This window comes from Paracoccus ferrooxidans, from assembly GCF_029909815.1.
In the GTDB taxonomy this organism is placed as follows: Bacteria; Pseudomonadota; Alphaproteobacteria; order Rhodobacterales; family Rhodobacteraceae; genus Paracoccus; species Paracoccus versutus.
This window is the reverse complement of sequence record NZ_CP038202.1, coordinates 1295280-1307878: the sequence shown is the minus strand read 5'-3', so window position 1 is coordinate 1307878 and position 12599 is coordinate 1295280. Positions and strand designations below refer to the sequence as shown.

Below are 12599 nucleotides of genomic sequence, written 5' to 3'. Positions count from 1 at the left end.
CGCGATGAAGAAACTCGTCGTCATCGGCGCCGGCATGGCCTCGGGCCGCCTGCTGGAGCAACTGTTCGAGGCCGCGTCCGGCGAATGGCATGTCACCCTGTTCAATGCCGAGCCGCGCGGCAATTACAACCGGCTGATGCTGTCGCCGGTCCTGTCGGGCGAAAAGACCTATGAGCAGATCGTCACCCATGACGCGGACTGGTATGCCGCGCATGGCGTCGATTGCCGCTTCGGCGAGCCGGTGGTCAGGATCGACCGCGCCAATCGCGCCGTCTATTCCAACACGGGCGGCGCGCCCTATGACGCGCTGGTCATCGCCACCGGCTCGGCGCCCTTCATCATCCCGGTGCCGGGCAGCGACCTGCCGGGCGTCGTGACCTATCGCGACCTCGAGGACACCAATGCGATGATCGAGGCCGGCGTCGCCGGCAAGGACGCGGTGGTGATCGGCGGCGGGCTGCTGGGCCTTGAGGCGGCGGCCGGCATGGCGGCGCGGGGGGCCAGCGTCACCGTCGTCCACCTGATGGGCCACCTGATGGAGCGGCAGCTGGACCCCGCCGCCGGCTACCTGCTGCAGCGCGACCTGGAGCGGCGCGGCATCAAGGTGCATTGCAAGGGCGCGACCAAGGCGATCCTGGGCCACGACCGGGCCGAGGCCGTGCTGCTGGAGGACGGTACCGTCCATGCCGCCGACCTGGTCTGCATGGCCGTCGGCATCCGCCCCGAGGTGCGGCTGGCCAATGACGCGCATCTGGAGGTCGAGCGCGGCATCGTCGTCGACGACGCCCTGCGCACCAGCGACCCGCATATCTTCGCGCTCGGCGAATGCGTCGAGCATCGCGGCCAGGTCTTCGGCCTTGTCGCGCCGCTTTACGACCAGGCCAAGGTGCTGGCCCGGACCCTGCTGGGCGAGGAAGCCGCGTTCCGCCCGGTGCAGACCGCGACCAAGCTGAAGGTGACGGGCTGTGACCTCTACAGCGCCGGCGATTTCGCCGAAGGCGAGGGGCGCGAGGACATCGTCTTTCGCGACCCCGGCCGCGGCATCTACAAGCGGCTGGTGCTGGAGAACGACCGCATCATCGGCGTCGTCATGTATGGCGACACCGCCGACGGCAACTGGTTCTATGGGCTGATGAAGGACGAAACCGACATCAGCGAGATGCGCGACACGCTGATCTTCGGCCCGGCCTTCCAGGGGGGGACCACGCTGGACCCTATGGCGGCCGTTGCAGCCTTGCCGCCTGAGGCGGAGATCTGCGGCTGCAACGGCGTTTGCAAGGGCACCATCGTCGATGCCGTGCTGGGCGGCGCCCACACGCTGGACGCCGTGCGCGCCTGCACCAAGGCGTCGGGATCGTGCGGCACCTGCACCGGGCTGGTCGAGCAGGTGATGAAGCTGACCCTGGGCGACGGCTTCGTCGCGCCCGTCCCCGCCGGCATGTGCAAATGCACCGACCACAGCCACGAGGACGTGCGGCGGCTGATCCGCTCGATGGGGCTGACGTCGATCCCGGCCGTCATGCAGGAGCTGGGCTGGAAGACCGTGGGCGGCTGCCATTCCTGCCGCCCGGCGCTGAACTATTACCTGCTGGCCGAATACCCGCTGGACTATCGCGACGACCGCCAGTCCCGCTTTGTCAACGAGCGGAACCACGCCAATATCCAGAAGGACGGCACCTATTCTGTGGTGCCGCGCATGTGGGGCGGCGTCACCACGCCGGGCGAGCTGCGCGCCATCGCCGACGCGGCCGAGAAATATGCCGTGCCCATGGTCAAGGTCACGGGCGGGCAGCGCATCGACCTGCTGGGTGTGCGCAAAGAGGATCTGCCGCATATCTGGGCCGACCTGAACGCGGCCGGGCTGGTCTCGGGCCACGCCTATTCCAAGGGGCTGCGCACGGTGAAGACCTGCGTCGGCAGCGAGTTCTGCCGCTTCGGCACCCAGGATTCGACCGGGCTGGGGATCAGGCTGGAAAAGCTGCTCTGGGGGTCCTGGACGCCGCACAAGGTCAAGCTGGGCGTCTCGGGCTGCCCGCGCAACTGCGCCGAGGCGACCTGCAAGGACGTGGGCGTGATCTGCGTCGACAGCGGCTACCAGATCAGCGTCGCCGGCGCCGCCGGGATGGAGGTGAAGGAGACCGAGCCCCTGGCCTCGACCCCCTCCGAGGACGAGGCGGTCGAGATCATCACCGCCTTCATCCAGCTTTACCGCGAGCACGCGCGCTATCTGGACCGGCCCTATAAATGGGTGGCCAAGGTCGGGCTCGACTGGGTGAAGGTGCAGGTCGCGGACCTGCCGACCCGCCGCGCGCTGGTCGAGCGCTTCGAGGTCAGCCAGTCGGTCTATCGCCGCGACCCCTGGGCCGAGCATTCCACCACCACCGAGACGCCCAAATGGGCGCCCCTTGCCGATCTGACCCTGGAGGCCGCGGAATGACCATCTTTGTCGACATCGGAGCCCTGGACGACATCCCCCGCCAGGGCGCGCGGGTGATCCGCACCGCGCAGGGCTGCGTCGCGGTATTCCGCACGCTGGACGACCGGGTCTTTGCCCTGGACGACCGCTGCCCGCACAAGGGCGGCCCGCTGTCCGAGGGCATGGTTCATGGCGATCGCGTGACCTGCCCGCTGCACAACTGGGTGTTCGACATGAACTCGGGCGCCGCGCAGGGCGCCGACGAGGGCGCGGTCCGCACCTGGCCCGTCCGCGTCGAGCGGGGCCGCGTCCTGATCAGCGCCGAACTCGTCTCCCGCTCGAACGCCGCCTGAGGAGTTGCATCATGTCCTACGTCAATCCTGCTGATTTCGCGAAGAAAATGATCGATGCCGGCGAGGCCAAGGTCTTCATGTCCACCAAGGACACCCTGATCCGCGCCTATATGGCCGGGGCGATCCTGGCGCTGGCGGCGGCCTTTGCCGTGACCGTCACCGTGAACACGGGCGAGCCGCTGATCGGCGCGTTGTTGTTCCCGGTCGGCTTCTGCATGCTCTACCTGCTGGGCTTCGACCTGCTCACCGGGGTGTTCACGCTGGTGCCGCTGGCGCTGATCGACCGCCGGCCGGGGGTGACGCCGCGCGGCATGCTGCGCAACTGGGGGCTGGTGTTCGCCGGCAATTTCGCCGGCGCCTTCACCGTCGCGGTCTTCATGGCGATCATCGTCACCTTCGGCTTTTCCGAGGCGCCGAACGCGGTCGGCGAAAAGATCGGCCATATCGGCGAGGGGCGGACGCTCGGCTATGCCGCCCATGGCGCGGCGGGGATGCTGACGCTGTTCATCCGCGCGGTCATGTGCAACTGGATGGTCTCGACCGGCGTGGTGGCGGCGATGATGTCCACCACCGTCTCGGGCAAGGTCATCGCCATGTGGATGCCGATCCTGGTCTTCTTCTACATGGGGTTCGAGCATTCCATCGTGAACATGTTCCTGTTCCCGGCCGGGCTGCTTCTGGGCGGGCAGTTCACCATCATGGACTACATGATCTGGAACGAGATCCCGACCGTGCTGGGCAACCTGGTCGGCGGGCTGACCTTTGTCGGCGCGATGATCTATGCCACGCATCACAAGACCTCGCCCCGCCGCGCGGCGGATGCGGATGCCGGTGCCCGCCCCGAAGCCCCCGCCGTTCCCGCCGAGTGAGGGCCCCGATGCAGACCATCCGCACCACCTGTCCCTATTGCGGCGTGGGCTGCGGCGTGCTGGCCGCGCCGGACGGCCGCGGCGGGCTGGGCATCGCCGGAGACCCCGCGCATCCGGCGAACAAGGGCCGGCTCTGCGTCAAGGGCTCGGCGCTCGGCGAGACGGTCGGCCATGCCGGCCGGCTGCTCGCCCCGCGCATCCACGGGCGCGAGGCCGGCTGGGACGAGGCGCTGGACCTGGTCGCGCGCCGATTCACCGAAACCATCGCCGAACACGGGCCGGATTCGGTCGGCTTCTACGTCTCGGGCCAGCTCCTGACCGAGGATTACTATGTCGCCAACAAGCTGATGAAGGGCTTCATCGGCTCGGGCAACATCGACACCAATTCGCGGCTTTGCATGGCCTCGGCGGTGGCGGGGCACCGGCGGGCCTTCGGTTCGGACACGGTGCCGGGGCTCTACGAGGATCTGGAGCTGGCCGATACGGTGGTGCTGGTCGGCTCGAACCTGGCCTGGTGCCATCCGGTGCTTTACCAGCGGCTGGCCGCGGCGCGCGAGGCGCGGGGCACGCGGGTCGTGGTGATCGATCCGCGCCGCACCGCGAGTTGCGACATCGCCGACCTGCATCTGCCGCTGGCGCCGGGTTCGGATGCGGCGCTGTTCAACCTGCTGCTGGCAGAAATCGGCAGAAGATCAGAGATCTGCGCCGACAACCTGGAAGGAATCGAGGATGCCATGACTGCGGCGCGCGAGACGCTGCCCTCGGCCACCGGGCTGGCGCACAGCCAGATCAGGCAGTTCCTCGACCTGTGGCTGCACAGCGACAAGGTGGTGACGGTCTGGTCGCAGGGCGTGAACCAGTCCGACAGCGGCACCGACAAGGTGAACGCGATCCTGAACTGCCACCTGGCCAGCGGCCGCATCGGCCGGCCGGGCATGGGCCCGCTCAGCGTCACCGGCCAGCCCAACGCCATGGGCGGGCGAGAGGTCGGCGGGCTCGCCAACATGCTGGCCTGCCACCTGGAGATCGAGAACCCCGCGCATCGCGCGGCGGTGCGCGGTTTCTGGAACGCGCCCCGCATGGCCGAGCGGCCGGGGCTGAAGGCCGTGGACATGTTCCGCGCCGTCGAGGACGGCCGGATCAAGGCGCTGTGGATCATCTGCACCAACCCTGCCGTGACCATGCCCGAGGCCGATCGCGTCGCCCGCGCCATCGCCGGCTGCGATTTCGTCGTGGTCTCGGACATCATGGCGCGGACCGACACCACGCGGCTGGCGCATGTCCTGCTGCCGGCGACCGGCTGGGGCGAAAAGGACGGCACGGTGACGAATTCGGAACGCCGCATCAGCCGCCAGCGCCGGACGCTCGCCCCCGCGGGCCAGGCGCGCGACGACTGGCGCATTCTGGCCGAGGTCGGGCGCCGCATGGGCTGGCCGGGGGCCTTCGGCTGGACCAGCCCGGCGCAGGTCTTTGCCGAACATGCCGCGCTGTCGGGCATCGCGGGCGGGTTGGGCAGCGATTTCGACATCTCGGCCCATACCGGCATCGCCCAGGCGGAATATGACGCGCTGGAGCCCTTCCTGTGGCCGCAATCGGCGCGCCGGCAGGGCGGGCGCTTCTTTGGCGACGGGCGGTTCCATACGCCCTCGGGTCGCGGGCGGCTGGTCGCGGTCACGCCGCGCGTGCCGCAGCCGGCTGGCGCGGATCGGCCGTTCCGGCTGAACACCGGCCGGGTGCGCGACCATTGGCACACGATGACCCGCACCGGCCTGTCGCCGCGCCTGTCGCGCCACCTGGCCGAGCCCTTCCTGGAGCTGCATCCCGGCGATGCCGCCCGGCTGGGCCTGGCGCCCGCCAGCCTGGCCGAGGTCGTAAGCCCGCATGGCCGCGCCGTGCTGCGGGTGCTGGTCAGCGACCGCGTGGCGCCGGGCCATCCCTTTGCGCCGATGCATTGGACGGGCGAGACCGCGCCCTCGGGCCGGGTCGATGCGCTGGTGCCGGGGACGGTCGATCCGGTCTCGGGCCAGCCGGCGCTGAAATCGGCGGCGGTGGCGATCCGGCCCTTTGCCGCGCGCTGGTTCGGCTTTGCCGTCTCGGCGGGTCCGATCCGCCCGGATTGCGCCTATTGGGCGCGGGCCACGCTGCCGCGGGGCGAGCAGGCCGAACTGGCCGGGCTGGAGCCGGTGCAGGACTGGACCGCCCATGCCCGCGCGCTGTTCGGCCTGCCGGACGAGCCGCTGGTGCTGCATGACCGCGCCCGCGGGCAGGTGCGGCTGGCCTTCCTGCGCGAGGGCCGCTTGCGGGCGGCGCTGTTCGTCGCGCCCGAGCCGGTGGGCCTGTCGCGCAGCCATGTCGCGGCGCTGCTGGGCGAAAGCGGGGCCGAGGCGCTGGCCGGCCGCCCCGGCGCCGACCGCCCGGACGAAGGCGCGCTGGTCTGCGCCTGCTTCGGCATCGGCGTGAACAGCATCGTGCGGGCCATCGCCAGCCAGGCCCTGACCTCGGTCGAGGCGGTGGGGCAGGCGCTGCGGGCGGGCACCAATTGCGGCTCGTGCCGGCCCGAGATCCGCGCGCTGCTGGAGGCCGGCACCGCCTGCCGCGCCGCCGCCGAATAGGGAATGGGCCGCGCCTATTCGCCGTCGCCGGCAAAGACCATGGCGCTGCCGGGCTGGACTGCGACGCGGATCAGGCTGCCCGGCGCGGGCAGGACCAGGCCGGGGATGCGGGATTTCATCGCCGCGCCGCCGGGTTCCAGCCGGATCTCGATCAGGCTTTCGCGGCCCAGATAGCGCGCGCGCTCGACCCGCGCCGGGGTGCCGCCGGCCTCGGCCGGGACCAGGTGCTGCGGGCGGACGGCGACCTCGGCCCGGCTGCCTTCGGCAAGGCCGGGGGCGGGAAAGGCGCCCAGCACGGTCTGCACCCGCCCGCCCGCCACCCGTCCCGCGACGATGTTCAGGTCCGAGAAGAAGGCCGCCACGCCGCGGTCGGCCGGGCGGTTGTAAAGCTCGTCCGGGCGGCCTTCCTGGATCAGCCGGCCCCGGCGCATGACGGCGATGCGATGGCCCATCAGCATCGCCTCTTCGGGGTCGTGCGTGACCATCACCACCGCGGTTTCGGTTTCGCGCAGCAGGTCAAGCGCCGCGTCGCGCACCCCGTCGCGCAGCCGGTGGTCGAGGCTGGAGAAGGGCTCGTCCATCAGCATCAGGCAAGGGCGCGGCGCCAGGGCCCGGATCAGCGCCACGCGCTGCTGCTCGCCGCCCGAAAGCTCGTGCGGGTATTTCGCGGCATGGCCGGACAGGCCCACGCGCTCCAGCAGCGCGGCGATCCGGTCGCGGTCCTGCCGCGCCGGGCCGCGCAGGCCGAAGCCGACATTCGCCGCCACGTCCAGATGCGGGAACAGCGCGAAATCCTGGAACACCATGCCGACCGGCCGGCGTTCGGGCGGAAGGAAGGCGCCGGCGCCCGACATCGGCCGGCCGGCGATGCGGACGGCGCCGGAATCGGGACGCTCGATGCCGGCGATCATGCGCAGCGTGGTGGACTTGCCGCAGCCCGAAGGGCCCAGCAGGCATGTCACCTGGCCCGGCGCCACGCGAAAGCCGACATCCTCGACCGCCGCCACGCCGGCGAAGCGGCGGCACAGCGCCTCGACCTCCAGCATGGGCAGGGACGGGGTGGCATCTGGCGCATCCACCTGGCTGGCCCAGTCGGGAGGGCTGGCGAATTGGTTCATCGGCATCCCTTCGTGACCGCAACCGCATGAGAATAGTTTACATTACTAATTAGTTTAGTAAACATGTCGAGAAATCGCAAGGAGGACAGGGAATGCGTGTCGGACTATCTGGAGTGATCGGTGTCCTGTTGGCGGCACAGGCCGTCGCCGCAAGCGCCCAGGAATTGAACCTTTACACCACGCGCGAGCCGAATCTGATCGAGCCGCTGCTGGCATCGTTCAGCGAAACCACCGGGGTGAAGGTCAACACGATCTTCCTCAAGGACGGCCTGCCCGAGCGGGTCGAGCAGGAAGGCGACGCCTCGCCCGCCGACGTTCTGATGACCGTGGACATCGGCAACCTGGTCGACCTGGTCGACCGCGGCCTGACCCAGCCGCTCGAATCCGAGGTGCTGGCCGCCGCCATCCCCGAGAACCTGCGCGACAAGGACGGCAACTGGTTCGCGCTGTCGCAGCGGGCGCGGGTGCTTTACGCCGACAAGGATCTGGACCTGGCGAGCTTCACCTACGAGGATCTGGCCAAGCCGGAATGGAAGGGCAAGGTCTGCATCCGTTCGGGGCAGCATCCCTATAACGTGGCGCTGACCGCCTCCTACATCGTGCATCACGGCGAAGAGGCCGCCAAGGCATGGCTGGAAGGCGTCAAGGCGAACCTGGCCCGCACCGCCGGCGGCGGCGACCGCGACGTGGCGCGCGACATCATGGGCGGCATCTGCGAGATCGGCATCGCCAATTCCTATTACGTCGGGTTGATGCGCAGCGGTGCCGGCGGCCCCGAGCAGGAGGAATGGGTCAAGGCGATCAAGGTCATCCTGCCCACCTTCGAGGGCGGCGGCACGCAGGTCAACGTCTCGGGCGCGGCGGTGGCCAAGCACGCGCCGAACCGCGACCAGGCGGTGCAGTTGCTGGAATACCTGGTCTCGGACGAGGCGCAAAGGATCTATGCCGAGGCGAATTTCGAATATCCGGTCAAGCCCGGCGTCGCGGTCAGCCCGGTGATCGAGGACATGGCGGGGCTTCAGGTCGACGGCACCGACCTGACCGAGATCGCCCGCCAGCGCAAGGCGGCGAGCGAACTGGCCGAGGCGGTCGGCTTCGACAACTGAGCCCGCCGCGGGCGCAGGCCGCATGACCCCGGAACTGACACGAGCCCCCCGCGTCCGCGCGGGGATGGGCTGGCAGGCGGCGGCACTGGCCGTCGCCGCGCTTGTCCTGCTGCCGGTTCTGGCGCTGGGGCTGTTCGCGCTGCGGGGCAGTCCGGGGCTCTGGGCGCATCTGGTCAGCAACGTGCTGCCGGTGGCGGCGCGGCAGACGGTGATCCTGCTGGTCGGCGTCGGCGCCATCGTCGCCACGCTGGGCACGGTCACGGCCTGGCTGGTCGCGGCCTGCGACTTTCCGGGCCGGCGCTTCTTCGGCTGGGCGCTGCTGCTGCCGCTGGCGGTGCCGACCTATATCGTCGCCTATGCCTATCTGGACCTCTTGCACCCGGTCGGGCCGGTGCAGGGCGCAATCCGCGGCTGGCTGGGCTATTCCAGCCCGCGCGAGTTCCGCCTGCCCGACATCCGCTCGATGCCGGGCTGCATCCTGCTCTTGGGGCTGGTGCTTTACCCCTATGTCTACCTGCCGGTGCGGGCGCTGTTCGCCATGCAGGCCGGCAACCTGCTGGATGCGGGGCGGAGCCTGGGGGCGGGGCCGGTCGCCGGCTTCCTGCGCGTGGCCCTGCCGCTGGCCCGGCCCGCCGTCGCCATCGGCACGGCGCTGGCGCTGATGGAGGCGATGAACGACATCGGCGCGGCCGAGTTCCTGGGCGTGCGCACGCTGACCGTCTCGGTCTATTCGACCTGGATCAACCGCTCGGACCTGCCGGGGGCGGCGCAGATCGCGCTGGCGATGCTGGCCATCACCATGGCGCTGGTGATGCTGGAGCGCCGCGGCCGCCGGCGCCAGCGCTATGCCGCGGGCGCGCAGCCCCTGCGGCGCACCCGCCTGGGCGGCTGGCGCGCCTGGGGGGCCACGCTGGTCTGCGCGCTGCCGGTGGCCCTGGGTTTCGCGGCGCCGGCCTGGTATCTGGTCGGCGCGGCCTGGGCGCGCTATCGCTTTGCCGGGCTTTCGCCGCGCATCATCGAAGAGGCCGGCAACACCGCCCTTTTCGCCGCGCTGGCGACGCTGGTCGCGCTGGTGCTGGGCCTGGTCGTGACCGGGGCGGCGCGGATGCGGCCGGGGCGCCTGACCCGCAGCATGGCGCGGCTTTCGACGCTGGGCTATGCGGTGCCGGGCACCATCCTGGCCATCGGGCTTTTGCCGGTGATCGCGCTGGCCGACCGGCAGATCGCCGCCGTCTCGCAGGCGCTGCTGGGCGCGGGGCCGGGGCTTTTGCTGCTGGGGTCGGGCGCGGCGCTGGTCTATGCCTATGTCGCGCGCTTCCTCGCCATCGCCACCGGCGGGATCGAGGCCGGGCTGAGCCGGGTGCCCGCCTCGCTCGACCATGCGGCGCGGACGCTGGGCCGCAGCCCCGGCCAGGTGTTCCGGCAGGTGCATGTGCCGATCTCGCGCCCGGCGCTGGCGGCCTCGGGGCTGTTGATCTTCGTCGATTGCGTCAAGGAACTGCCCGCCACGCTGCTGCTGCGGCCGCTGAACTTCGAGACGCTCTCGACCCATCTTTACGGCGAGGCGGCGCGCGGCACCTATGAGGACGCCGCCATCGCCGCGCTGATCATCGTCGTCATCGGCATCCTGCCGGTGATGGTGCTGGCGCGGACGATTCGCCGGTGATTGCGGCAGATTGTCCCTTTTCTCCGGCCCCGATTTCTGACAGGGCTGCGCCCATGCAGGGTCGAAGCGGACATCGGACGACGAGGCTTGGACGCGGCACGGCGCTGCGGCGCCTGTGCTGCTGGCTGGCGGTGCTGCCTTTCCTGCTGTTCTCGCTGATCCAGCCCGGCACCATGTTCGTCCGCGACGCGCAGGGCAGCGTCGCCGTCGTGCTGTGTTCGGGCGAGGGGCCGGTCCAGATGGCCGTGGCGGCCGATGGCAGCCTGGTCCCGGCCGACGAGATGCCGCATGGCGATCCCCATGCCTGCGACTGGGCGCCGCATGGCCAGCCGGCGCTGCAAGGGGTCGTCGCCGATGCGCCCCAGCCCATGGCGGCCGCGGCGCGGTTGGCGCTTTGGCCCGCGCCGCCGGCCCCGCCGCATGCCTCGGCCCTGCCCGAGCCCTCGGCGCGGGGGCCGCCGCGCCTCATCTGACGGAATCCTGCTTCGGCAGCCGGCGGGCCAGGGCCCGGCGGTGCCTTTCCCATCAGATGAGAACGATCATGCAAAAACCTGTTTTCGCCGCGCTTTGCGCCACGCTTCTTGGCCTTGCGGCCGGTCCGGCCCTGTCCCATGCCACGCTGGAGAAATCCGAGGCCCCGGCCGGCGCCGCCTATCGCGCGGTGATCCGCATCGGCCACGGCTGCGACGGCCAGGCGACCAACACCCTGCGGGTGCAACTGCCCGATGGCTTCTACAACGCCAAGCCCATGCCCAAACCGGGCTGGACGCTGGAGACGGTCAAGGGCGCCTATGCCCAGCCATTCGACAACCACGGCACGCAGATGACCGAGGGCGCGCGCGAAGTGATCTGGTCCGGCGGCGCGTTGCAGGACGACTGGTATGACGAATTCGTCATCCGCGGCACCCTTGGCGCGGATGTGGCGCCGGGCACGGTGCTGTATTTCCCGACCGTGCAGGAATGCGCGGATGGCAAGGCCGACTGGACCGACGTCTCGGGCAGCAAGGACGTGCCGAACCCAGCGCCGGGGCTGACGGTCACGGCGGGCAAGGCTGGTCACGGTCATGGACACGGGCATGGCCAGGCCGATCAGGCGGCGTCGGCCGGGCCGGTGGTCCTGGGCGACCTGTCGCTCAGCGGCGCCTTCAGCCGCGCGACGCCCCCCGGCGCGCCGGTGGCGGGCGGCTTCCTGACCATCGCCAACGGCGGGGCCGAGGACCGGCTGGTCGCGGCCCATGCCGATTTCGCCGGCCGCACCGAGATCCACGAGATGGCGATGGAGGGCGAGGTGATGCGGATGCGCCAATTGCCCGAGGGTCTGGCGATCCCGGCCGGCGCCACGGTTGAATTGAAGCCCGGCGGCTATCACCTGATGTTCATGGAATTGAAACAGCCGCTGGTCGAGGGCGAGACGGTCAACGTCACGCTGAGCTTCGAGAAGGCGGGCGAGGTCAGCCTGCCGCTGGCGGTCGGGCCGCGCAATGCCGGGGCGGCGCATCAAGGGGGTGGCCATGGCGGGCACTAAGGGCAAGTCCGGGTTGAAACCGCTGCGCTATGCGCTTTGGGCGCTGGTCGTGCTGGCGCTGGCCGGCTTGGGCTGGTTCCAGTTCGTCTCGCCCCGCTCGGGTTCGGGCACGGGCTCGATCGCCGATGCCGGGACGGCGGCGCTGGGGCGGGGCGACTACCGGCTGGTGGCGACCGACGGTACCGAGTTCAGCCAGGCCGCGCTGAAGGGCCAGCCCTCGGCGGTGTTCTTCGGTTTCACCCATTGCCCGGACGTCTGCCCGACCACGCTGGGCGACGTCGCCAGCTGGCAGGAGGAACTGGGCGAGGACGGCAGGAAGCTGCGGGTGTTCTTCGTCACCGTCGACCCCGAGCGCGACACGGTCGAGGCGCTGCGCGAATACGTGTCCTGGGTGCCGGGGGTGGTCGGCGTCTCGGGCGCGCCCGAGGAGGTCGCCAAGGCGGTCAAGGCCTTCCGCATCTATGCCCGCAAGTCGCCGCTGGAAGGGGGCGACTACACCATGGACCATTCCTCGACCATGCTGCTCTTTGACGACAATGGCGATTATGCCGGGCTGATCGGCTATCAGGAGGACCGCGAGCGCGCCCTGGCGAGCCTGCGCCGCCTGCTGAACGGCTAGAGCCCCTGCGGCGCCGGGTTTCCGGCGCCGCTTTCCCCGATCCGGCGGGTCTGGCCGGTTTTCGTCTCCGAAATGTTTTGGAAACCTGCGCGGCGGACGATTCTTGGCCTCGCGCCGGTGATTCGGCCGCGAAAGCGCCCTTGGCGGCGAAATGCGCTCTGCGATGTTAGCGTATGACATCCGCCGCCCCGCCCGGTCGCCGCGACACCCGCAGCGCCGATACGGTTTTTCCCGGGAAATGCATGGTTTTTTGCCGCATGCCGGAGGTTTCCGGCGGGGTCTGCCGGAATTATTGACCGGATCGGCCGGATGCGG

The 12599-nt window shown here is 70.3% G+C and carries 10 protein-coding genes; 9 read left to right on the top strand and 1 reads right to left on the bottom strand.

The features are described 5' to 3' along the window. The first annotated feature begins 4 nt into the window (after positions 1–4). The 4 genes from nirB to E3U26_RS23300 are packed head-to-tail and all read left to right on the top strand — an operon-like array spanning position 5 to position 6250. Positions 5–2437, top strand: coding sequence for a nitrite/sulfite reductase domain-containing protein (gene nirB / locus E3U26_RS23315; protein WP_499106829.1), 2433 nt, complete (start codon positions 5–7; stop codon positions 2435–2437). Beyond that, complete coding sequence (gene nirD / locus E3U26_RS23310; protein ID WP_036753448.1) at positions 2434–2769, top strand: nitrite reductase small subunit NirD; 336 nt, start codon at positions 2434–2436, stop codon at positions 2767–2769. The genes nirB and nirD overlap by 4 nt, the downstream gene beginning before the upstream one ends. Positions 2770–2780: 11 nt before the next feature. Beyond that, positions 2781–3638, top strand: a complete 858-nt coding sequence (locus tag E3U26_RS23305) for a formate/nitrite transporter family protein (RefSeq protein WP_499106827.1) — start codon at positions 2781–2783, stop codon at positions 3636–3638. An 8-nt stretch (positions 3639–3646) separates the two neighbouring features. After that, a complete protein-coding gene (locus E3U26_RS23300; RefSeq protein ID WP_499106826.1) occupies positions 3647–6250 on the top strand; it encodes a nitrate reductase in 2604 nt (867 codons plus the stop codon). 14 nt (positions 6251–6264) lie between these two features. On the opposite strand, the gene E3U26_RS23295 is transcribed toward E3U26_RS23300, so the two are convergent. After that, positions 6265–7368, bottom strand: a complete 1104-nt coding sequence (locus E3U26_RS23295; protein ID WP_052095842.1) for an ABC transporter ATP-binding protein — start codon at positions 7366–7368, stop codon at positions 6265–6267. A 92-nt stretch (positions 7369–7460) separates the two neighbouring features. Here E3U26_RS23295 and E3U26_RS23290 point away from each other — a divergent pair, with 92 nt between their 5' ends. From E3U26_RS23290 to E3U26_RS23270, 5 genes are all read left to right on the top strand, one after another. Then, entirely contained in the window at positions 7461–8474 is a 1014-nt protein-coding gene (locus tag E3U26_RS23290) for a type 2 periplasmic-binding domain-containing protein (RefSeq protein ID WP_499106825.1), read from the top strand. A 22-nt stretch (positions 8475–8496) separates the two neighbouring features. Continuing rightward, complete coding sequence (locus E3U26_RS23285; RefSeq protein WP_499106824.1) at positions 8497–10140, top strand: ABC transporter permease; 1644 nt, start codon at positions 8497–8499, stop codon at positions 10138–10140. A 53-nt stretch (positions 10141–10193) separates the two neighbouring features. Continuing rightward, on the top strand, positions 10194–10613 hold the full coding sequence (locus E3U26_RS23280; protein ID WP_036753432.1) for a DUF2946 family protein: 420 nt from the start codon (positions 10194–10196) through the stop codon (positions 10611–10613). 68 nt (positions 10614–10681) lie between these two features. Beyond that, the gene (locus tag E3U26_RS23275) at positions 10682–11665 is read left to right on the top strand and encodes a DUF1775 domain-containing protein (protein WP_499106822.1); all 984 of its coding nucleotides are present in this window, start codon (positions 10682–10684) and stop codon (positions 11663–11665) included. After that, positions 11652–12284: an SCO family protein gene (locus E3U26_RS23270; protein WP_499106821.1), complete on the top strand. Its 633-nt coding sequence runs from the start codon at positions 11652–11654 to the stop codon at positions 12282–12284. The genes E3U26_RS23275 and E3U26_RS23270 overlap by 14 nt, the downstream gene beginning before the upstream one ends. The last annotated feature ends 315 nt before the right edge of the window (positions 12285–12599 follow it).